Consider the following 22,477-nt stretch of genomic DNA (forward strand, 5'->3'; position numbering starts at 1 on the left):
AGCCGCTGAAATGACGACGGGCGCTCCGGGGAACATCCCGGGGCGCCCGTCTTCTTTCCAGCGCGCGGCCCTGCCCCGCGGCTACGACGCGGCGGGGACCTTGTCGTCGTTGTGCGCGGAGGCCTCGCGCATCTTCACGCTGACGAGCTTGGAGATGCCGGGCTCCTCCATGGTGACGCCGTAGAGCGTGTCGGCGATCTCCATGGTGCGCTTGTTGTGGGTGATGAGGATGAACTGCGACTGGCGGCTCATCTCCTTCACCATGTCGTTGTAGCGGCCCACGTTGCCCTCATCCAGCGGGGCGTCGACCTCGTCCAGGAGGCAGAAGGGGGTGGGCTTGATGAGGAAGATGCCGAAGATGAGCGCCACGGCGGTGAGGGCCTTCTCGCCACCGGAGAGCAGGTTGACGCTCTGGAGCTTCTTGCCCGGCGGCTGGGCGACGATCTCCACGCCCGGCTCACCGTTGGGGCCCTCCTGCGTGAGGATGAGGCTGGCCCGGCCGCCGCCGAACAGGCGCGGGAAGATGGCCTGGAACTTGTCGTTCACCACGTCGAAGGTCTGCTTGAAGCGCTCGCGGCTCGTCGCGTCGATGCGGACGATGGCTTCCTTGAGCTGGCTGATGGACGCCTGGAGGTCCTGGCGCTGGGCGGAGAGGAACTCGAAGCGCTTGGACAGCTCCGCGTGCTCGTCGATGGCGGTGAGGTTGATCTCCCCCATCTTCTCCACCTGCGCGCGCAGGTCCTTGAGCTCGCTCTCCACTTCCGGAGAGAGCGGCGCCAGCAGGTGGTAGTTGTGCAGCTCCGCGGCCAGCTCCAACTGGTAGCGCTCGCGGATGCCGGCGGCCAGGTGCTCCAGCTCCAGGCCGATCTCCTTCTCGCGCAGGGTGATTTGGGACAGGCCCTGCATGAGTTCGTCCAGCCGGCCGCGCAGCTCGCGGAAGGCGGTGTCCTGCTCGCGCACCTCGGCGGTGGCGGTGGTGTGCGCGGTGCGGCGGGCCTCCAGGGCCTCCGCGGCCACGCGGTGCTCCTCCGCCCGCTGCTCCCGGGTGGACTCCAGCTCCGCGAGCCGGCCCTGGAGCTGCTCCACCTTGGCGCGGCCCTCCGTCACCGTGGCCTGCAGGCGGCTGACGCGCGCCTCCATGTCCCGGCGCTGCGCCACCAGGCTCTCCAGCTCCTTGCGCGCGGACTCGCCGCGCTCGCTGCCGGCGGCCACCTTCACGCGCAGGCCCATCAGGTCCGAGGACGCCGTGTCCGCGCGCTGGCGCAGCCCCTCCAGCTCGCCCGCGTACTGGCGCACGCGCTCCTCGCGCGCCTCGCGGTCCGCCTGGCCGTGGGCCACCTCGCCGCGGCTGGACTCCTCCTCGTTGGCGAGCGCGGTGTGGCTCCGCGCGAGCTGGCCCTCCTCGCCCTCCAGCGAGCGCAGCCGCTCGCGCACGCGGGCCAGGTCCTCGCTCGCCTTGTGGAGGTCCTTCTCCTGGCTGGCCAGGTTGACCTCCTCCGCGTGCTGCTCCTTGCCCAGGCCCTTGAGGACGGCCTCCGCCTGCCCCATCTGCTTCTGGAGCGTGTAGTGGCGGGTCAGGATTTCGTTGTAGCGCTCCTCCACCCGGGCCACTTCGGCCGCCAGCTCCGCGATCTCACGCTTCTTCTGGAGCGCGCCCACGGCCGCGCCCTCGCGCTCGCCGCCGGTGATGGAGCCGTCCGCGCGGAACACCTCACCGTCCAGCGTGACGAGCGTGACGGGCACGGGGGTGGCTTCCGCGTACTCGCGCGCGGCGGCCATGTCCTGGACGATGACCACGTCGCCCAACAGCAGCTTGAGCACCGGCTCCAGCGCGGGCTCGCAGGACACTTCCTTGAGCGCGTGCGCCAGCACGCCCGGGCGGGTGAGGTCCGGCTCCACGTAGGCCCGGGCCTGCTCGCCGGAGGGCACCGGCAGGAAGGTGCCGCGCCCTTCGGCGTGGCCCTTGAGGTACTCCACCAGCTCCACGCCCTTCTCGCGGCTGTCCACGATGACGTGCTGGAGCCGCTCGCCCAGGGCGGCCTCCACCGCGCGCTCGTAGCGGGCGGAGTTCACCGTGAGGACGTCCGCCACCAGGCCGAAGATGCCCTGCTCGCGGGCCGCCTCCGCCGCGCGCACCATGACGGCGCGCACGCCCCGGTCGAAGCCGTCGTAGTTCTTCTGGATGTCCTCCAGGGAGGACAGGCGGCTGCGCTTGTCGCTCAGCTCCTCGCGCAGCGCGATGACCTGGACCTCGTTCTCCGTGAAGGCCTCGCGCGTGCGGGTGAGGGCCTCCTCCTCCTGGCCGCGGCGCTCGGCCAGCTCGGAGGCCAGGTGGCGGGTGTCCTCCACGTGCCGGGCCGCCTGGGTGCGCACGGCGTCCAGCTCCTGCTCCTGGGCGCGCAGGGACTCCAGCTCACCGGCCAGCTTCGCGCGGCGGGCCTCCAGGTCCGCGCGCTGGCGCGCGAGGTTGACCAGGTTGCTCTCGTGGTTCGCCAGGCGCGTGGCCACGGCGACCAGCCCCGCCCGCTCCTGCTCCAGGCGCAGGGAGATTTCCGTCTGGAGCACGGAGACGCGCCGCTGCTCCTCCAGGGCCACCTGCATGGCCACTTCGTCTTCCTTGTACGAGCCGGCGATGCCCGACAGCTCCGCCTCGCGGGCCGTCATGGTCTGCACGACCTCCGCCTGCCGCGCGAGCAGCGCGTCCAGCTCCGCCTGCGCGGACTCCACGCGCGTGCCGGTCTCCTCGAAGTCGCGCCGGCCGTACGCCAGCTCCTGCGCCTCGCGCTGCAGGGCGCTCTCCAGCGCGTGCACCTCTCCGGCGTACTGCTGGAGCGCCGCCCCTTCCGCGTCCAGCTCCGCGCGGCGCCGGGTGATGGCCTCCTCCAGCTCCTTCACCTTGTCCAGGCCCTCGCGCTCCTCGCCGCCCAGGTTCTCCAGGCGCGACTGGAGCACGCGCTTCTCCGCCATCAGCTCCAGCGAGCGGTGGCTGGCGGAGTGCAAATCAATCTCCCGCATGCGCGCCTTGAGCTTGCGGTACTTCTCCGCCTTCTTCGCCTGGCGCGACAGCGTGTCGAGCCGCTTCTCCAGCTCGTTGGTGATGTCGTTGACGCGCAGGAGGTTGGCCTCGGTGGCCTCCATCTTGCGCTCGGCGGCCTTGCGGCGGGCCTTGTACTTGGTGACGCCCGCGGCCTCCTCCAGCAGGTGCCGGCGGTCCTCCGGCTTGCTGGAGACGATGAGGCCCACGCGGCCCTGCTCGATGATGGAGTAGGCCTTGGTGCCCACGCCCGTGCCGAGGAACAGCTCGGTGATGTCCAGCAGGCGGCAGACGGTCTTGTTGATGAGGTACTCGGAGTCGCCGTTGCGGAACAGCCGGCGCGTCACCGTAATCTCGCTGAAGCCCTGGTACTGGGGCGCCAGCGTGTCCGTGTCGTCCACGAGGAAGGTGAGCGACACCTCCGCCATGGACAGGGGCGGCTTGTTCTCCGAGCCGTTGAAGATGACGTCTTCCATGCCGCGGCCGCGCAGGTTCTTCGCGCTCTGCTCGCCCATCACCCAGCGGATGGCGTCCACGACGTTGGATTTGCCACACCCGTTGGGGCCGACGACGCCCGTGACGCCCTCGTCGAAGGAGAAGACGCTCCGCTCCATGAACGACTTGAAGCCGGTGATGTCCAGGCGCTTGATTCGCATGCCAGCGGTTCTCCCTGCGGCCGTCGTCATGACGGGGTGAAAACGCGCGCGAGGCCGGAAAATCGGCTCCGCAGCGTTCGGCAGGAGTACCAACGCACCCCACCGCGGATCAAGCGTGACCATGCCACGCATGACCCTATGTCAAGTGCTACAGGCCGGTAGGTGAGCGGTCCTGCGTCGCCCTTGCAAAGCAGCCCGCCCACCCTACCTTCCTCCTGATCTTTCCGGAGGCGTCCTACGTTTCAGCCCTTGCTTGCCATGTCGCTCCTCGTCGGTGCGTCCCCGACGTCCCAGGTAGCACCCCGGTCTGACATGGTGGCGGCGGCGGCGCCGGCCCCCTGTCCGAACCCCTGGTTCCCCATGGAGGAAGGCCTGTCGCTGACCTACCGGGCGGGCCGCTCGTCGGAGCTGGTGCTGGCGACGAAGGACGTCGCGCCCAACCCGGACGGGACGGTGAAGGCCACGCTGGCGGTGAGCCTCAAGGGGCGCAGCGGTCAGACGGACCTGACCTGCGACGAGAACGGCGTCCGTACGGGCCTGGGCGGCCTGGAGGGCACGCTCCTGTCCGCGTCCGGCATGGACGTGCAGGTGGTCAACGCGGAGGGCGCGGCCGTGCCGGCGCCGTCCGTGATGGTCCCCGGGGGCACCTGGAAGAACAGCCTGTCGGTGAAGCTCCAGCCGCCGGCCAGGAAGGGCGGCCTGCGCCCCACCATCGCCACGACCTTCGACAAGGAGGCCACGGTGGTGGGCGAGGAGGAGATCACCGTCGCGGCGGGCACCTTCAAGGCGCTGAAGATCAAGAACATCACCACGGCCCGCGCCAGCCGCCCCGGCGCGGAGGGGCGCTCCATGGAGAGCTTCATGTGGTTCGCGCCGGACGTGGGCATCCTGAAGCTGACCACGGACGGAGAGACGAACCTGGAGCTGCTCAAGGTGGACCGGCCCAACGCCAAGGTGAAGCCGGCGGCCGTCCAGGGCGGCGCGAAGAAGAAGGCCGTGAAGCCCACCAAGAGCTAGGGCTTCACCCCGTCTCGCCGGAGGGCACGGGCGGCTCCGGGGCGCGGCCGCCGTCCTTGGGCACCGCCGTGGGGCGCGACTGCGGCTCCACGGTGACGCGCACCACGCGGGGGCCGTCCACCTCCTCCACGAGGATGCGCCACATGTCGAGCTTGAGGCTGTCGCCCTTCTCCGGCACCCGGCCCAGCTTCGTCATCAGGTAGCCGGCGATGGTCGTCACCTCGCCCTTCTCGTCGTCGCTCAGGTCGAAGGTGACGTCCAGTTGGGCCTCCAGGTCGTCCAACTGCGCGGTGCCGGGCAGCTCGAAGCGGCCCCCGGGCAGCGCCCGCACCTCCTCCACGCGCCGGCCCAGCTCCGCCACGTCGCCCACCACCTCCGCCACCACGTCCGCGATGGTGACCAGGCCGGACGTGCCGCCGTGCTCGTCCACCACCATGGCGATCTGCCGGCGCCTGCGGCGGAACTCCGCGAGCAACTGCTCCAGCGTCGCGTTCTCCGGGATGAAGAGCACCGGGCGCTGCACCTGCGACAGGCTGCGCAGCTCGCCTCGCGACAGGAGGAAGAACAGGTCCTTCACGTTCACCACGCCCTCGACCTCGTCGAGGTTGCCCCGGCACACCGGCAGCCACGTGTGCCCGGACGCGCGCGCGTCGATGACGTTCCTGTCCAGCGCCTCCTCCACGTCCAGGTAGCGCATCTGGTTGCGGGGCACCATCACCTGCCGCGCCGTCTTCTGCGCCATCTCCAGCGCGCGCTCCAGGAGCTCCGCCCGCGCCGTGGTGATGGCGCCGGCCTGCGCGGAGCTGTGCAGGATGACGCGCAGCTCGTCCTCGTTGGTGGCCTCGTGCGACTCGCTGGCGGAGTGCAGGCCGAAGGCCTTGAGCACCAGCCCCGCCAGCCCGTTGAGCAGCCGGATGGCCGGGTAGAAGAGGAAGTAGAACGCGCGCATGGGCAGCGCCACCGCGAGCGTCGTCTGCTCCGCGCGCTGGATGGCGACGCTCTTGGGCGCCAGCTCCCCCAGCACGATGTGCAGGAAGGTGATGATGCTGAAGCCGATGATGCCCGCGGCGGTGGAGCCGTACTTCTGCGCCATCGCCTCGGGCAGCACGCTGGCCACCACCGGGTGCAGCAGGTGTTCGAAGGCGGGCTCACCCAGCCAGCCCAGGCCCAGCGACGCGAGCGTGATGCCGAACTGCGTGGCGGACAGGTAGGCGTCCAGCTCGCCCACCATCTTCAGGGCCGTGGCCGCGCCGGGCGTGCCCTCGTCCACCAGGGACTGAAGGCGCGTGGCGCGGATCTTCACGATGGCGAACTCCGTCGCCACGAAGAAGCCGTTCGCGACGACCAGCAGCAGCGCCAGCCCCAGGAAAACCCATTCCATGTGTGATTCCCTCAGAAGAGGGCTTCGAAGTCCGGATCGCCCTTGAGCACGTCGAACATGGGGTCCGCGGACAGCCACCCCAGGACCTTCTGCCGGTCCGACGCCAGAGCCTTCTGCAGGTACTGGACGGCGTCCTTCGGGCGGCCCCACAGCGCGTACAGCGCCGCCAGGTTGTAGTTGAGCAGCAGGTCGTCCGGGTTGAGCGCCCGGGCGCGCTCGTAGGCGCGCTCCGCCTCCGCGTAGAAGCCCTTCTGCGCGTAGCAGATGCCCAGGTCCAACTGCGCCTCGAAGTTGTCCGGCTCCAGCCGCACCACTTCCTTCAACTGGGTGATGGAGGAGCGGTAGTCCCCCTCGTCCATCATCAGCGCCGCCAGCTCATGCCGGGGGAAGGCGTCCTGCGGGTCCAGCTCGATGGCGGAGTGCAGCTCCCGCATCGCCTCCTCCACCCGGCCCTGGTCCGCGTAGGTGAGCCCCAGGTTCAGGTGGGCGTCCGGGTACTCCGGATCCAGCTCGATGGCTTCCTTGTACTCCTCCACGGCCATCTCGCTGGCGTGGGTGGAGAGGAAGCAGGCCAGGTTGTAGTGCGCGGTGGCGCTCTCCGGCTCCAGCTTGAGCGCGGTGAGGTACTCGCCCAGCGCCTCGCGGAACTGCTTCTTCTCCGCGTAGACCGTGGCCAGGTTGTCGTGCGCGTGCGCGGACGTGGGGTCCAGGTCGATGGCCTTCCGGAACTCCTTGATGGCCTCGTCCAGCCAGCCCCGGTCCGCCAGCTCGATGCCGCGGGTGTTGTGCTCATCGGACAGAGCGATGTTGTCCTTTTCCCGGGCCATGGGCGCGCGGCAATCTACGCGTCGCGCGTTTCCCCGTGCAAGGTAGAGTTTCCCCTTGCCCATGCGCCACGCCGCCCTGCTGCTCCTGCTGTCGCTCGCCGCCTGTCATCCCCGCCCCGTGACGCCCGCCTCCCCTCCCCCGGGGCTGGAGCCTGGCGCCGCCACGACCGCGCCGCCGCCTGGGGCCGCGCCCGCCCCGGCGGCCGGGTCCGAAACCGGACACCCCGCCGGCCAGCCGGCCTCTCCAGCCCCTGCCCGCCCGGTGACGCTGGTGGTGGGCGGCGACGTGACGGTGGGCTACCACTACGAGGAGTACTTCGACGATCAGGTGGCCAAGGGGAGGTCGCGCGAGGAGATGTTCGCCTACGGCTTCCGCGAGGTGCGCCCCATCGTGGACTCCGGCGACCTGTTCGTCGTGAACCTGGAGTGCCCGTACACGGACAGCACGCAGAAGCTGCCCAAGAACTTCAACTTCCGCGCGCGGCCGGAGCTGGTGAACGTGCTCACCGCGGGCCGCGTGGGCGTGGTCAGCCTGGCCAACAACCACCTGATGGACTACGGCGCGCAGGGGCTGCTGGACACGCTTGCCGCCCTGGAGGCAGCGCGCATCCCCTACTTCGGCGCCGGCCGCACCCTGGCGGAGGCGCGCCGCCCGGCCGTCCTCACCGTGGGGGACCTGCGGGTGGCGTTCCTGGGCTACTTCTTCCTGGGCACGCGCAACATCGAGCCCCGGGAGGTCTACGCCACGGACACCACGCCGGGCGTGGCGGGGCACTTCTCCGACGTGGAGGAGATGGAGCGGATGCTGCGCGAGGACATCGCCGCGGCGAAGGCCCAGGCGGACCTCGTCCTGCCCTTCTTCCACTGGGGCATCGAGGGCAACACCACCCCGGAGCCCTACCAGGTGCGCCTGGCGCACGCGGCCATCGACGCGGGGGCGGCGGGGGTGCTGGGCAGCCACCCGCACGTGCTCCAGTCCATGGAGCTGTACCGGGGCAGGCCGGTGCTCTACTCGCTGGGCAACTTCGTGTTCGGCGGGAACTGGAACCCCCGGGACAAGCGCAGCGTCCTGTGGCGGGCGCGCTTCGACTCCACGGGTTATGTGTCCAGTGACGTGCTGCCCCTCAGGACCGACCGCTACCCCGAGTTCCCCGTCCAGCCGGTGCCCGTCACGGGTGCCGAGGCCGAAGGGGTGATGACGCTGCTGCGCACCGCGTCGAAGGGGACGCCGGGGCTGGAGCGGATGCTCCCTGCGTTGGAAGAAGGGGGAGCAGGGAGCCCACCGCCCCCCTCCTCCAGCGTGAGAGGGGGGCAGTAGCTTCCAGGACTACTTGTTGTTGCGCTGGCCGCGCTTGAAGCGCGTGCGGCGGCGCTTGAGCTGCGCCTTCCGGGTCTTGGCGCGGTTCTTCAGCTTCTTCTTGGAACGATTCCCCTTCTGTGCGGCCATGTGGAAGGACTCCGTGTTGAGCGTGATTCAAGCCGCACCGGGCGGCGACGGGGGCCGTTCTTACATGCCGCTGCCCATACGGCCAAGGTTTTCCTTGACGCCCTCGGCCCTTGCCACGGGGCGCCCAACGGGGCAAGACGCCCCGGGAACCACGCATGATTGACAAACTGGAAGAGGTCGAGCGCCGCTTCGAGCGGCTCACGGCCGACCTGTCGAACCCCGATATCCTCGCCGACACGGCGAAGCTCCAGAAGGTGTCCAAGGAGCGCGCCGGGCTGGAGAAGCTCGTCGAGACCTTCCGCGCCTACCGCAAGGTGCTGGCGGATCTGGACGAGGTGGAGGCGTGGCTGTCCAGCGCCGACCCCGACGAGAAGGCCTACGCCAAGGAGGCCCTGCCCGGCCTGAAGGCGCAGCGCGACGAGTTGGAAGCGTCGCTGAAGATCCTCCTGCTGCCCAAGGACCCCAATGACGAGAAGAACGTCATCCTGGAGATCCGCGCGGGCGCGGGCGGCGACGAGGCGGCCCTCTTCGCCGAAGAGGTCATGCAGATGTACCTGCGCTACGCGGACCGCCGGGGCTGGAAGGCGGACATCCTGGACATGAGCGCGGGCAACGCCGGCGGCGTGAAGGACGCCACGGTGACGCTGTCCGGCGACGCGGTGTTCAGCAACCTGAAGTACGAGTCCGGCGTCCACCGGGTCCAGCGCGTGCCGGCCACGGAGACCCAGGGCCGCATCCACACCTCCACCATCACCGTGTCGGTGATGCCGGAGGCGGAGGACGTGGACGTGCAGGTGAACCCGGCGGACATCGAGATGCAGGTGATGCGCTCCACGGGCTCCGGCGGCCAGAGCGTCAACACCACGGACTCCGCGGTGCGCCTCATCCACAAGCCGTCCGGCATCGTGGTGAAGTGCCAGCAGGAGAAGAGCCAGGGGAAGAACCGCGCCATGGCCATGCGCATGCTGCGCGCGAAGCTCTACGAAATCGAGCAGGAGCGCATCCGCAACGAGCGCGACTCCATGCGCCGCGGCCAGGTGGGCACGGGCGACCGCAGCGAGAAGATCCGCACCTACAACTTCCCGCAGGACCGGCTCACCGACCACCGCATCGGCCTCACGGTGCACAACCTGCCGGCCATCATGGTGGGCAACGTGGACGAGGTCATCACCGCCTGCCGCACCCACTACCAGGCCGAGGCCCTCAAGGCGCAGACGGGTGGCGGGCGGCCCCCCAGCGAGTCATGAGCGACGTCTGGACCATCCGCCGGATCCTCACCTGGACGACGGGCCACTTCGAGAAGCGCGGAGTGGACGCGCCCCGGCTCACGGCGGAGATCCTCCTGGCGCACGTGCTCAAGACGGGCCGGGTGCGCCTGTACGTGGACCTGGACCGGCCGCTGTCCAAGGACGAGCTGGCCGCCTTCAAGGCGCTCATCGAGCGCAGGCTCGCGGGCGAGCCCACGAACTACCTGACGGGCACGAAGGAGTTCTACAACCGCCCCTTCAAGGTGGACGCGCGCGTGCTCATCCCCCGGCCGGAGACGGAGCTGCTGGTGGAGGCGGTGCTGCACGCGGTGCCGAAGGACGCGCACTCCCGCGTGCTGGACGTGTGCACGGGCTCCGGCTGCATCGCCATCAGCGTGGCGGCGGAGCGGCCCCAGGCCACGGTGCTGGCCACGGACCTGTCCAAGGACGCGTGCGCGCTGGCGCGGGAGAACGCGCAGGCCCTGGGCGTCTCCGAGCGCGTGAGCGTGCTGGAGGGCGACCTGTTCGCGCCCCTGCCCCCGGACGCGACGTTCCGGGTGGTGGTGTCCAACCCGCCGTACATCGACTCGGGCGACATCGCCGGGCTGTCCGCCGAGGTGCGGCGCGAGCCCCGGCTGGCGCTGGACGGCGGGCCGGACGGGCTGGTGGCGCTCCGGCGGGTGATTCAGGGGGCCCGGCGGGTGCTGGAGCCTGGCGGACTGCTTGCATTGGAGATGGGTGAGACCCAGGGCAGCGCCGTCCTGGAGCTCCTGCGGGCCGCGGGCTACTCGGACGCGCGCGTGGAGAAGGACCTGGAGCGGCGTGAACGCATGGCGTTCGGGACACAGCCCGCGGCCTGACGGCCACGGGACGCGCGGCCCGGCTGCCGCAAGAGAAGGCACGTAAAAGACATGGACAAGATCGTCATGAAGGGCGGCACCGCGCTGCACGGCGAGGTGGAGGTCTCCGGCGCGAAGAACGCGGCGCTGCCCATCCTGGCCTCCGCGCTGCTGGCGGACGGCACCACCACCTTCCGCAACGTGCCGGACCTGGCGGACGTGGCCACGATGCTGGCGGTGCTGCGCACCATGGGCTGCGAGGCCACGCGGCTCACCGGCAAGAAGGCGGACACGTGTGAGATCCGCATCGCGGGGGACGTCACCCCGGAGGCCCCCTACGACCTGGTGAAGACCATGCGCGCCAGCGTGCTGGTGCTGGGGCCGCTCGTCGCGCGCTTCGGCCGGGCGCGCGTGTCCATGCCGGGCGGGTGCGCCATTGGCGCGCGGCCCATCGATCAGCACCTCAAGGGCCTCAAGGCGCTGGGCGCGGACATCCACCTGACGGAAGGCTACGTGGAGGCCCGGGCCAAACAGCTCAAGGGCGGCATGGTGAACTTCGACGTCATCACCGTCACCGGCACGGAGAACGTGATGATGGCGGCGGTGCTCGCCAAGGGCCGCACGGTGATGGAGAACTGCGCGCGCGAGCCGGAGGTGGAGGAGCTGGCGCGCGTCCTCAACAAGATGGGCGCGAAGGTGGAGGGGGCGGGCACGTCCGTCATCACCATCGAGGGCGTGGAGTCGTTGAACCCGGTGGACCACGCCATCCTGCCGGACCGCATCGAGGCGGGCACGCTGCTGGTGGCGGCGGCCATCAGCGGGGGCAACGTGCTGGTGAAGCACGCACGCGCGGAGCACCTGGACGCGGTGATGGACAAGCTGCGCGAGGCGGGCTGCACCCTCACCGTGGAGGACGGCGGCATCCGCTGCAAGGCGCCCCGGTCCCTCAAGTCGGTGAACATCACCACCACGGAGCACCCGGGCTTCCCCACGGACATGCAGGCGCAGTTGATGGCGCTGATGACGGTGAGCCACGGCACGTCCGTCATCTCCGAGAACATCTTCGAGAACCGCTTCATGCACGTGCCGGAGCTGCACCGGCTGGGCGCGGACATCACCATCCAGGGGCACACGGCGGTGGTGAAGGGCGTGAAGGCGCTCAGCGGGGCGCCCGTCATGGCCACCGACCTGCGCGCCAGCGCGTCGCTCATCCTGGCCGGTCTGGTGGCCGACGGGCAGACGGAGGTCAGCCGCGTCTACCACCTGGACCGTGGGTATGAGCGGCTGGAGCGCAAACTGCGGGGCCTGGGCGCGGACATCCGGAGGGTGAAGGAGCGGGCCTGAGCGCCGGCCCGAGCACCGGCCTGCGCCCCGGGGGGCCGGCTGACGGCACGTTGCCAACAGAAGCCGCCGCACGGGTTGCATCCCAATTTTTGGGCGACTTATCATTCTCCATTCACTGGGGAGCACCATCCGCTCCCCCCTTTCAGGAGAACGAGCCGCCCCATGAATTGCCCCGGTTGCAGCGTCGAGATGACTGATCTCGAAGGAGATCACGAGACGTTGCGGAAGTGTGGAGATTGCGGAGGCCTGTGGACCGACGTTTCGGACCTGCGCCGCATCCTCCTTCACAACAACCTGCCCGGTCTGGAGCAACTCGGGGGCAAGGTCGACACGGAGGCCCTGACAGGGCAGTGCCCGGACTGCCAGGTGGACTTCGTACGCATCGACGGTGGCGACCGGCAGCACCCGCTGCACTACGACACCTGCGAGTCCTGCGGCGGCATCTTCCTGGAGTCGGAGTTCGCGGACGCCGCGGACGCCAAGGCCGCCGAGCAGGAGATCGTCACCTTCTTCCGCAACTTCGACGCGAAGCGGAAGGCCAAGGCCGCCATCTAGGCCCCTGGCTCCAGGCACGGTGGGCGCCCGGGTCTCCCAGGCGCCCGCGTGTCCTCAAGGCTGGCCGCGGAAGGTGCTCCCCCACTCCTCGGGGAGCGCCCCGTCCAGCGACAGCGCGGCGGCCGCCTTCGGTCCGTCGCCAGCGGGGGTCCGCTCGAAGCGGGCCGCCACCTTGCCCTTCTTGGGGATGTCCAACGTCACCTTGTTGCCGGACACCGTGTAGGTGCCGGTGACGACGGTGGTGGGCTCGGGCGTCTCCAGGGGCTCCAGCGAGAAGCGCCAGGTGCCGTCCACGAAGAAGGACAGGAAGCGCTCCGGGGCGCCCTCATGGCCGCCGAACCAGGTGCCCACGAGCGGGGCCACGCGCGCGTCGTACTTGTACCGGGTGGCGAGCGCGGGGCCGTTGAGGGGCTTTCCGCCCGAGTAGAGGACCAGGTCGGTGAGGCACACCGGGCTGTCCTCGCGGGCGCCGGGGAAGCGGTCCGCGACCTCCAGGATGAAGCGCGCGCCGAACAGCGGCTGGGTCAGGGGCACGGCCTGCATGCCGCGCTTGTCCTGCACGGTGACGCTGCGGGACGCGTCCACGCTGGTGAGGGTGAACTTGCGCACGCGGCCGTTGGCCTTGAAGGCCTCGCGGGACGTGCCGTCGCCCGTGTAGACGCGCACCTCGTCCAGGGTGACGGGCTCCTTGAAGCCGATGAAGACGTGGGAGGGCTTCTCCCCTTCCGCGCACCAGGCGGTGGTGTCCCGGCCGTCCAGCAGGTTGAGGGGCACGTAGTGGTCCGGGCGCGCCTCCTTCTCCAGCCAGGCCTCCGCCTGGGCATAGCCGGGCGCGGCGGGCGCGGCGGCGAGGACGGACGGGGACACGAGGAGCAGGGAGACGAGGGACAGGCGGCGCATGGGGCGCATCTTGGATCGTCCGCCCCCCGTGGCTCCAGTCCGGGTGCGTGCCTTCCGCCGCCACCGGACACGGCGTTCTCCAGGTGACGGGCGGCGGGCGCGGATGAAACCGGCCCGCCGGGGGTTGGGGGTGCTTGACACCCGGACACGCCCAGGCCGACAAGGCGGACCGACCGAGGAGGAAGACGTGATGCGACGTTGGGGCTGGGTCTGTGTCCTGGGGCTGATGGGGGTGGCCTCCTGCAAGAAGGACGTGCCGGAAGAAGCGCCGGACGCGGGCGTCGTGGAGACGGGCCCCGCCGCCCTCACGGAGAAGGAGCCCAACGAGCGGCCCGACCAGGCGCTGGCCATCACCCGCGACAGCGTGGTGACGGGCGGCCTGGCGGCGGAGCCCAACAAGCTGGACGAGGACTGGTACCGGCTGGCGCCGGGCACCCCGCGCATCGCGGACGTGACGGTGACGGGCCTGCCCGGCGGGGACGTGAAGCTGGACGTCTACGACCAGGACCGCAACCGGCTGGTCGGCGTGAACAGCGAGGGCGAGGGCAAGGGGGAGCGCCTCCCGAACCTCTACGTGGAGAAGGAGCGCTGGCTGGTGGTGTCGCCCGCGCGCAAGGGCATGGGCGGGGCGTACACGCTGGAGGTGAAGTACCGCCAGCCCAACGACGGCGAGGAGCGCGAGCCCAACGACCGCGCCGTGGACGCCGCCGCGCTGCCGCTGGGGCAGACGGTGACGGCGTTCCTGGGGCACTCCGGCGACGAGGACTGGTACCGGGTGGAGCTGCCCGCGCCCGCCACGCCCGGGGGTGAAGTCCCCGAGGCCCAGGGCAGCGCAGCACCCGCGCCGGGCGCGGCGCCCGAGGCCCCGGGTGCGCCGGCTCCGGGTTCGACGCCCGCGGCCGTGCCGCCGCCCTCCGTGCCGGACGAGACGCCGGTCATGGACGACACCGCGGCGCCCTCCCCGGAGGGCACGTTCGGAGGCGGAGAGCCGCCCGCGCCGCCGGCCGAGGGCGCGACGCCCACGGCGCCCGGGGAGCTGGGCGGGGCGATGGCGGCGCAGGCGGTGGACGCGGGCCTCCCGCCTCCCGAGCCGGAGGTGCCGTCGGTGGCGCTGAAGATCGAGTTGTCCGCCGTGGAGGGCGTGCGGCCGGAGGTTTCGGTGCTGTCCGCCGCGGAGGCGCCGCTCTTCACCCTGCAGGGCAAGGAGGGCGAGCCGCTCGCGCTGCGCAACATCGGCGTGAGGGCCACGGACCGGGTGGTCTACGTGGTGGTGAAGGGCGGCTGGACGGGGACGGGCAAGGCGCAGCGGCGCACGTACAACGCGCAGGTGCCCTACACGCTGACGGTGTCCCAGGAGGAGGCGGGGGCGCACGCGGAGCTGGAGCCCAACGACGAGTTGCTCAAGGCCACGCCGCTGACGGGCGCGGGCTACCGCGAGGGCTTCCTGTCGCCCAAGTCGGACGTGGACCACTACGTGCTGACGACGCGCGAGCCGGTGCTGGCGAAGGTGGAGCTGTCGGGCGTGGACCGGCTGGACCTGACGCTGTCGATGGTGGAGCCGCCGCAGGGTGACGGGCAGAAGGAGACGGTGCTGCTCAAGGCCAACGACGGCGCCCTCAAGGAGCCGGAGCGGCTGAACAACGTGGCGTGCAACGGCACCTGCTACTTCCGGGTGGAGGGGTCGTTCCGGAAGGTGAACGGCAAGTTCGTGAAGGACTTCGAGAACGCGGACCAGCCCTACCGCATCAGCGTGACGACGGTGCCGGACAACGGCAGCGAGGAGCGTGAGCCGAACAACACCGCGGACCGCGCGCAGGACCTGACGCCGGGCAAGGCGGTGCGCGGCACGGTGTACCCGGCGAAGGACGTGGACTACTTCCGGGTGGACCTGTCCGACCGGCCGGTGCGCACGGCCATCACCGCGACGCTGCTGGGCATCCTCAAGGTGGACGTGGGGCTGTACCTGCACCGCGTGCAGCCGGACGGGAAGCTGACGCTCGTGCAGACGTCCGACCGGGCCAAGGGAGACCAGCCGGAGACCATCCGCTACAGCGCGGAGCCGGGCGTCTACGTCTTCGAGGTGCGCGACGCGAAGAACCGCGAGGCGAACTTCCAGGACTCGTACCAGCTCACCGTCGAGGAGGGGGAGTAGCCCCGACTTCTGATTGACAAGGCAGGGCCCCGCCCCTACTTTGGGCCCTGCATCACGCAGCGCCTGCGGTGGTAGCTCAGTTGGTAGAGCACGAGCTTCCCAAGCTCGGGGTCGAGGGTTCGAATCCCTTCCGCCGCTCTGAAGAGACACGGGCCGGTGGTTCCTTCTCGGGACCACCGGCCTTCGTGTTTCCGGGCCGCCCTCCCGCCGGTAGATTCCGGCGCATCCACTTCGCGTTGCGCGAAGGCGACCTGGAGATTGACGGCGACTTCGCGCTGGAGGCCAACGAGGTCCTCATCGTCGTGGGCAACCTGACGGTGAAGGGCTGCCTGTCGGATGCGTTCCAGAACGAGGACGACTGCTCCAAGCTCTACGTGCTGGGCGACCTGCACGCACGAGACCTGGTCTGCGGCTCGGAGGTCCGGGTGACGGGCAACCTGACCGTGGCGAATGTCCTGTATGCCAACTCGTTCGACATGGACACGCTCGCCGTGGGCCAGAAGCTGAGCGCCAGGGTCTTCATCGAGGAAGGCCACCAGGTGGAGTTCAAGTCGCTCGCGGTCGACACGCTCATCACGGACGACGAGACCTGGCGTGAGGTGGTGCCGGCGGCCGTCGTCGGCGACTTCGCGTCGGTGCTCCCGGACCACCTGCTCGGACAGGACGGCCGGTTCATCTTGAGCGAAGCGCTGCACCAGGACCTGCTCACGGGCAGGCCCGTCCTGCGCTGAGAACAGGGGCTGTCTCCGCTGACCCGGGATGGGTCACGCGAAGCCGTGCACGTGCCGGGTGAAGGGCGCTGGAGGGGCTGTACTGAAGGGCAGCTAGACTGCCCGACAGTGAACGTTGCCGTCCCTCCCCTGGGCCCTCCGCCATGTACGACGCCGAGATCGACGACGCGCTGAACGAAGTGACGACGTTCATGGGGACGGCGGTCATCCAGGGCGCGCCCCCGCACGTGAACGCGGTCAAGCCGTTCATCAAGGACGCCCTCAAGCAGGTCGTGAACCAGTTGGCGGGCGTGCTCAAGCTGGCGGGGTTCCAGAACCTGACGGGCACCCTGCTGGCGAACAACTTCCTCCACCGCACGGCCATGGACCTGTACGGCCCCTGCTCCGCCGCCGCGGGGCTGTCCGCGCGCAGGGAGTGGGGCGCGATGGACAACGCCTGGAACCTGCGCCCGCTCAGCTTCGCCTGGAGCCTGGGCCGCAACGCGCTGGGGACGGTGAAGACGCTCTCGGAGACTCCGGCGGACCGCGTCTGGCGGATGATCCAGGACATGGTGCGGGCGCACGTGGACTTCGGCGCCTCGCTGGTGGGCCGCATCATGGGGGACCGGGCCCTGCTGCGGAGCGCCTTCGGCATCACCGGGGGCCTCGCCGACGTGGACGTCACCGGCAGCGATCCCCACCACACGGGCCACCGCGTCGCGCTGCTGCGGTTCTCCTGCGGAGGGCGGGTCGTCTACAAGCCGTCGGACCTCACCTTCCAGTTGCTGCTCATGGGCGACCCGCAGTCGTACCAGCTCTGCCGGATGCACTACCCCGCCCTGCTGCCGTACACCGACAGCCTCTTCACCACGCTCGACGCGGCGCTCCCGGCGATCCGCATCGTCGCGTTCCCGCACGCGCGCGGTGAGTACGGCTACATGCAGATGGTCGCGAAGGCGCGGCAGATTCCCCTGGTGGATCAGCCCACGTACTTCCGGAAGCTGGGCCGGATCATCACGGTGTCGGCGGTGTTCGGCATCACCGACCTGCATCACGAGAACGTGATGGCCACCGCGCAGGGGCCCCACCTCATCGACGCGGAGATGGGCTTCAACTACGCGGGGCCGCACGGCAACCCCATCGCCCACGCCGCGCTGTCCCAGGTGCTCCACATCGCCCCGCCGCCGCACAGCATGGTGGGCGGCGTCTTCACCACCGACCTCTACCGGGGACAGTGGCAGGCCAGCAACGTGTCCGCGCCCTACAACCAGCAGGAGGTCAACGCGGGGTTCAGCACCGCGCCCCACGGCGCCTGGGTCCAGGCCTCCGCGTACCCGAACGAAATCCTGGCCGGCATCCGCGAGGAGGTGGACCGCATCGTCACCGCCCTCAACACGGGCCGGGTGGACGCCTGGCTCAACCAGTTCCAGAACGTCGCCCCCATGGCGCGCGTGCTCCTGATGACGACGGACATGTGCCGCGCGCACGCGGAGGGCATGACCCAGAACATGAACGGCACCCTGAGCACGGAGGCCCATGCCATCGGCCAGGGCCTGTTCGACTGGCTGACGTGGTACGGCGGCCAGCACAACGCGGTCCCCGGGGCCCTGTTCGAACCCCACAACCGCCAGCACTTCTTCACGCCCCTGCGCACCCAGGGCGTCACCTACCTCGCCGCGACCGCGCAGGGCGTGACGGTGGCGAACCTCACGGAGGTGCGCAACACGCTGAACCCGCTCCGGGGCGCCATGGGCCGGCCGCAGCTCAAGACGAAGCTGCGCACGGCGCTGGAGACGACGCTCGGGTGTGGCCCGCTGCTCTGACGGGCCTCAGCGGTCGTCCGGCTCGCAGACGTAGTCGTACTCGTACGTCGTCGTGATCCGGCCGCTGGAGGCGTCACGGTCCTCCCGCCGGAGGATGCGGCCGTCCTCGGCGTACCGGTACTCCGAGACGGTCCGCGTCTCCCCGGAGGCGCCATTCTGGGACACCATCGTCCGCAAGGCGCTCAACACCCTGCCGTCCTCGCCGTACTGGTACTCGGTCCGCAGCGAGTCGAACCAGGCCGTGGGCCGACCGTGCTCGTAGCGCAGCAGCACCCCGTCGGGCCCGTAGTGCCAGCGCTGCTCGGTGCCCGTCGAGGTGACGTGACGGACCAGCCGCCCCTCGAAGAACGCCTTGAGCTCCTGTAGCGCCCCGGTGGGTGAACGGCGGACGACCTCCGTCAGGGCTCCGGCCGCGTCATGGGTCCGCTCCTCGCGCCACTGCAGCCCCTGCTCGGGGTCCGGGGACCAGCCCTCGGCGCTCAGGATGCGGCCCTGCGCGTCCAGGATGTACCGCTGCGTCAGGGCCGTGTGCGTGAAGCCCGAATGGCTCCGCGTCGTCGTGGCGCCGAGCAGCCACCCCCGCGCATCGCGCTCCATGACTGCCTCGGTGAGCGCATTGAAGTACGTGTGCTCCCACCGCAAGAGCTGTCCATCCGCCGCGCGCCTCCAGACGTCGTCGTAGTTGGCCATGGACTCGGCTGGCGACTTGTCGTGGGCCACCAGCCGGTGACACGCGTCGTAGCTGAAGGCCTCGTACCAGTCGTTGGACGTCTCGAACGAGTCCAGGCGCCCGAGCGCATCGTGATCCAGGCGATAGTCCTCGGAGCTGTACGGCGTCGTGCTCCAGACACGGCAGGGACGCGGAATCGCGCGCCGCGCATGGCCGGGACGCAAGGCGTCACAGGCGTCGGGAGACAGCTCGCAGAACAGCTCCGGGGGCCGGTCCTCGATGAGCCCTTCGTTCGGCATGCGCCCCAGGTCCAGCGGAGGACAAGACGCCTGCTGGGGTGGCCGAGGCGGCACGTCTTCCTCCGTGGGCTCCGTGAGCGGGGGCGGCTTCACCTCCGGGTCCTGCGAGGGCCCCGGCCCCGGTGGTGGCTCCACCTCTGCGGGAGGGACGTCCACCGGCGGCCCTTCGTTCACTTCCGTCTGGGAGCCACATCCCACCGCCCCCAGCCACATCGCCACGCCCAACGACGCCCACGTCCACCGGACCATCCCGCTTCCCTCCTGTCGCGGATTGGCGCGAAGCTGCGGACGGTCCACCATGGATTCAAGTCCCGTGCGACGGTGAGTATCGGCAGTTCAGCCCGGCCATTCCTCGCTCCGCTCGGACGGAGAGAGCCGACATGACTTTGAGTCCGTCTGGGTTCGACCCTGCGAATCACTCTCCTCAGCGTGGTCCGTAACGGAGCAGCCCCCAGGAAAGACACCTGAGGCAGGGGCCGTTTCCCTTCGAAGCGCACGTCTTTGAGCTACACCTCGGTCATGAGTAACCGTTCACCGGCACAGGGCGCGTTCGCGAGCTGAAGCGTTCCCGGAGCGGGCCGCAGCATAGTCAACCTGTCCACGAAAGCGGCTCACGCCCAATGCGGCTGACGCTCCACGCGACGGCAGTGCTCCAGTTCGCCGGAGCGACCGGCCGAGTGCTGCCGCGCAACGGGTACCCCCAGTTCATCCGCAACCACGCGACAGCCTTCCACGAGAACGGCGGCTCCTTCACCAATCTGCCATCGGCGTGTCGGGCGCCTTCGAGGTCTTCCGCAACACGCGGCTCTCCATGGCGCAGCACCTGCCCTCACCCCTGGGCGCGGCCGTCGACCCTCTAGGAGACCGCGACACCCGCACCGCCGCGCCCGAGCGCAGGTCATCGACGGCCGCTGAAGGCCCGGAGGCGCCGGCTCGCCTCATCGATAGACATAGCCTCGGCTCAACGAGCGCTCGAGGTCGGAGAGCGCCTTCACCATTCCGTAACGGATCTGTTCGAGGGGATCTCCCACGTACGTGCGCAGCCCCTTCTTCAGGTCGTCGCTCCACCCGAACTTCTCGTCGAACGTGTCGAGCGCCCAGCCGACGAGGAGCCCCACCGCGATGGTCCCGGCGACGACAAGCCACAAAGGCGCTGCCGCCAGCCCCAGGAACGCGGCTCCCGCTCCCAGGAATGCCATGAGGCCCGAAGCGATGGCGCTTCCAACGACGGCCTTGGCGACGTCCATGCCCAGGTCCGCCAGCAGATCTGTAAATGGCTTGTCGCCGTCGGACATCCAACTGGCGATATCGACGACCCCCGTGAAGGCGATGTTCAGAAGCGAGGGCGCGGACTTGAGTTCCTTGAGCCCCGCGACCACCGCCTTGGGGACGCTCGAAAACGACAGAATCATGGGGTGACGCTGCCGCAGGTAGCGTGTGTAATGCATCAACTCGCGCAGAGCGGGATTGCCTCGGATGACAGCAAAGGCTTTCTTGCCCGCGCTTCTGCGGATGTAGATTCGGGTCGCCAGGATGCCGCGAAACTCCCGGCCGTCGTAGATCCCCTTGCCAAGCTCCGCGGCCGTCTTGGCTGCTTTTTCCGGAGTGATGCCGCAAATCCATTCCATCATTGAAGCAAGACAGCCCTCATTGAGTTCTTCGAGCGCATAGACGCCCTCCTTGCATTTCTTCGTCGCGGTAACGGGAACCACGTGGACATCGTCCGCCATCAGGGGCGCGACGTGTGTGTGGACTCGACGAAGCTCATCGATCTCCACCGTCCCCCGCGTCAGGTCCCGGGAGACAAGGGCGGGATCCGGCTGCCGGAGGAGGGCTGCATTCCTGGGCAGGCCCTGAATCGGTTGAAACACCTTCTGCGGCCGTGAGCCTTCGTACCGGAGCTTGTCGAGCTTCACCGTCCCCCGCGTCATCTCCCGCAGGGCCGACGCGGAGGAATCCGGGCTCGTGAGGAGCGACCGATTCGCCGGAAGTGCACTGTGGATCCGGAGATTGACCGGATCCTCGGCCTGAGGCTTGGGGACGATGGCCTTCAGGTCGATCCGCGTCACAGTCCGCCCGTTCTTCTGAATCAGGACGGGGCCCAGATACTCCCGGGGAAGCCGGATCTTCAGAGGAGTGCCATCATGGAAGGAGGCCGTCTGCATCAGCGCTTCCTTCCCCGCGATCTGGAAGCGCGTGCCGCCGCTCTTCGCGCCAGGCCGGGTATCCACCGTCAGCAGGCTTCCAGTCCCAAGGCTGATATCCAGATTCAGGTCGCGAAACAGCACGGGGAGTTCCCTTCTCGTGGAGCACCGGAACCAATGGCAGTCATGCAACGCACGTCCCTGCGGGACTGCATCATCCCGGCGAATGAACTGACAAGACAACCGGTCCTCATCGACTCAACATGGCAGGTTGGCTTTGGAGGGGATGCCACGCGTTGCCAGCAGCACACGTGGCCGGACCGTGCGGCACGGACGCCGCGGCCATCCAAGCCTTGACTGAACGGGCTTTCAGCCGCACCCTTGCCGGGTGAAGGCCCGCCCTGTCGACAATCCGCCCAACCCCTGGGCGAGCACCGCGGTGGAGTACCTGGACGAGATTCCCCCCGCGCGCCTGGAGGTCTGGGAGGACCACAGCCGCTCCATCATCGCGACCAACGACAGCCCCGACGTGTGCTTCTCCTGGAGCGTCAACCCGTACCGGGGCTGCCTCCACGCCTGCGCCTACTGCTACGCGCGCCCCACGCACCAGTACCTGGACTTCGGCGCGGGCACCGACTTCGAGACGCGCCTCGTCGTCAAGCCCAACGCCCCGGAGCTGCTGCGCGAAGCCTTCGACCGTCCGTCGTGGAAGGGAGAGACGGTCGTCTTCAGCGGCGTCACGGACTGCTACCAGCCCCTGGAGGCCTCGCTCCGGCTCACCCGCCAGTGCCTGGAGGTCTGCGCCGAGTACCGAAACCCCGTGGGCATCGTCACCAAGGGCGTGCTGATTGAGCGCGACCTGGACGTGCTCCAGCGGCTGGCGGCGGAGACACGGCTGTTCGTGAGCATCAGCCTCCCCTTCCACAACGAGGAGCTGGCGCGCGCCATGGAGCCGCTCGTCGCCACGCCCAAGCGGCGCCTGGCCGCCATCCGCAAGCTCACCGAGGCCGGCATCGACGTGGCCGTGTCCGTGGCCCCCATCATCCCCGGCCTCAACGACGAGGACATCGCGCGGGTGCTCACCGCCGCGCGTGAGGCCGGCGCCACGAGAGCGCACTACACGCTCCTGCGGCTCCCCGGCCCCGTGCAGGCCGTCTTCGAGGAGCGCCTGCGCGCGAAGCTGCCCCTGCGCGCGGACCGGGTGCTGCACCGCATCCGCGAGACGCGCGGCGGGGAGCTCACCGACAGCCGCTTCAAGCACCGCATGCGCGGCGAAGGGCTCTACGCCCAGACCATCCACCAGCTCTTCGCGACGGCGGCGCGCAAGGTGGGCATGCGCGCGTCGTCCATCACGGAGGCCGCGCCGGACACCTTCCGGCGCCCCGCGCGGCCCTCCACCTCACCCCAACTGTCGCTCTTCTAGGCAGCGAAG

16 protein-coding genes and 1 tRNA gene are annotated in these 22,477 nt (G+C 69.7%); 11 read left to right on the forward strand and 6 right to left on the reverse strand.

Annotated elements, in window-relative coordinates:
- Window positions 1–81: 81 nt before the first annotated feature.
- Entirely contained in the window at window positions 82–3,690 is a 3,609-nt protein-coding gene (gene smc / locus K8556_RS20470; protein ID WP_223741760.1) for a chromosome segregation protein SMC, read from the reverse strand.
- 312 nt (window positions 3,691–4,002) lie between these two features.
- Here smc and K8556_RS20475 point away from each other — a divergent pair, with 312 nt between their 5' ends.
- Window positions 4,003–4,707, forward strand: a complete 705-nt coding sequence (locus K8556_RS20475) for a hypothetical protein (protein WP_223741761.1) — start codon at window positions 4,003–4,005, stop codon at window positions 4,705–4,707.
- 4 nt (window positions 4,708–4,711) lie between these two features.
- Here K8556_RS20475 and K8556_RS20480 read toward each other — a convergent pair whose 3' ends face one another.
- Complete coding sequence (locus tag K8556_RS20480) at window positions 4,712–6,088, reverse strand: hemolysin family protein (RefSeq protein WP_223741762.1); 1,377 nt, start codon at window positions 6,086–6,088, stop codon at window positions 4,712–4,714.
- 11 nt (window positions 6,089–6,099) lie between these two features.
- Window positions 6,100–6,915 carry a lipopolysaccharide assembly protein LapB gene (locus K8556_RS20485; protein ID WP_120552107.1) on the reverse strand — a complete coding sequence of 272 codons (816 nt, stop codon included), beginning with the start codon at window positions 6,913–6,915 and terminating at the stop codon, window positions 6,100–6,102.
- Between the two features lie 61 nt (window positions 6,916–6,976).
- Here K8556_RS20485 and K8556_RS20490 point away from each other — a divergent pair, with 61 nt between their 5' ends.
- From K8556_RS20490 to K8556_RS20510, 5 genes are all read left to right on the forward strand, one after another.
- Window positions 6,977–8,233 carry a CapA family protein gene (locus K8556_RS20490; RefSeq protein ID WP_223741763.1) on the forward strand — a complete coding sequence of 419 codons (1,257 nt, stop codon included), beginning with the start codon at window positions 6,977–6,979 and terminating at the stop codon, window positions 8,231–8,233.
- A gap of 284 nt (window positions 8,234–8,517) precedes the next feature.
- Complete coding sequence (gene prfA, locus K8556_RS20495) at window positions 8,518–9,609, forward strand: peptide chain release factor 1 (RefSeq protein ID WP_206798041.1); 1,092 nt, start codon at window positions 8,518–8,520, stop codon at window positions 9,607–9,609.
- Window positions 9,606–10,469 (forward strand): peptide chain release factor N(5)-glutamine methyltransferase, encoded by an 864-nt coding sequence (gene prmC / locus K8556_RS20500; protein ID WP_223741764.1) that lies wholly within the window; start codon window positions 9,606–9,608, stop codon window positions 10,467–10,469. The genes prfA and prmC overlap by 4 nt, the downstream gene beginning before the upstream one ends.
- Window positions 10,470–10,520: 51 nt before the next feature.
- On the forward strand, window positions 10,521–11,792 hold the full coding sequence (gene murA / locus K8556_RS20505) for a UDP-N-acetylglucosamine 1-carboxyvinyltransferase (RefSeq protein ID WP_223741765.1): 1,272 nt from the start codon (window positions 10,521–10,523) through the stop codon (window positions 11,790–11,792).
- Between the two features lie 162 nt (window positions 11,793–11,954).
- Window positions 11,955–12,347, forward strand: coding sequence for a zf-TFIIB domain-containing protein (locus K8556_RS20510; RefSeq protein ID WP_223741766.1), 393 nt, complete (start codon window positions 11,955–11,957; stop codon window positions 12,345–12,347).
- A gap of 54 nt (window positions 12,348–12,401) precedes the next feature.
- Here the strand turns inward: K8556_RS20510 and K8556_RS20515 are convergent, their stop codons facing one another.
- Window positions 12,402–13,247: a discoidin domain-containing protein gene (locus tag K8556_RS20515; RefSeq protein WP_223741767.1), complete on the reverse strand. Its 846-nt coding sequence runs from the start codon at window positions 13,245–13,247 to the stop codon at window positions 12,402–12,404.
- Window positions 13,248–13,437: 190 nt separating this feature from the next.
- On the opposite strand from K8556_RS20515, the gene K8556_RS20520 reads away from it, so the two are divergent.
- The 4 genes from K8556_RS20520 (at window position 13,438) to K8556_RS20535 (ending at window position 17,932) form a co-directional block, all read left to right on the forward strand.
- Window positions 13,438–15,399, forward strand: coding sequence for an ABC transporter substrate-binding protein (locus K8556_RS20520; protein ID WP_223741887.1), 1,962 nt, complete (start codon window positions 13,438–13,440; stop codon window positions 15,397–15,399).
- A gap of 65 nt (window positions 15,400–15,464) precedes the next feature.
- Window positions 15,465–15,537: transfer RNA gene (locus K8556_RS20525), tRNA-Gly, on the forward strand.
- A 47-nt stretch (window positions 15,538–15,584) separates the two neighbouring features.
- Window positions 15,585–16,130 carry a hypothetical protein gene (locus K8556_RS20530; RefSeq protein WP_223741768.1) on the forward strand — a complete coding sequence of 182 codons (546 nt, stop codon included), beginning with the start codon at window positions 15,585–15,587 and terminating at the stop codon, window positions 16,128–16,130.
- A gap of 143 nt (window positions 16,131–16,273) precedes the next feature.
- A complete protein-coding gene (locus tag K8556_RS20535; RefSeq protein WP_223741769.1) occupies window positions 16,274–17,932 on the forward strand; it encodes a type 2 lantipeptide synthetase LanM in 1,659 nt (552 codons plus the stop codon).
- A 6-nt stretch (window positions 17,933–17,938) separates the two neighbouring features.
- Here K8556_RS20535 and K8556_RS20540 read toward each other — a convergent pair whose 3' ends face one another.
- Together K8556_RS20540 and K8556_RS20545 are read right to left on the reverse strand one after the other, a co-directional pair.
- Window positions 17,939–19,150, reverse strand: coding sequence for a hypothetical protein (locus K8556_RS20540; protein ID WP_223741770.1), 1,212 nt, complete (start codon window positions 19,148–19,150; stop codon window positions 17,939–17,941).
- A gap of 689 nt (window positions 19,151–19,839) precedes the next feature.
- The gene (locus K8556_RS20545; RefSeq protein ID WP_223741771.1) at window positions 19,840–21,189 is read right to left on the reverse strand and encodes a hypothetical protein; all 1,350 of its coding nucleotides are present in this window, start codon (window positions 21,187–21,189) and stop codon (window positions 19,840–19,842) included.
- 244 nt (window positions 21,190–21,433) lie between these two features.
- Here K8556_RS20545 and K8556_RS20550 point away from each other — a divergent pair, with 244 nt between their 5' ends.
- Complete coding sequence (locus K8556_RS20550; protein ID WP_223741772.1) at window positions 21,434–22,468, forward strand: PA0069 family radical SAM protein; 1,035 nt, start codon at window positions 21,434–21,436, stop codon at window positions 22,466–22,468.
- Window positions 22,469–22,477: the final 9 nt, after the last annotated feature.

This window comes from Corallococcus sp. AS-1-12, assembly GCF_020036995.1.
Taxonomy (GTDB): domain Bacteria; phylum Myxococcota; class Myxococcia; order Myxococcales; family Myxococcaceae; genus Corallococcus.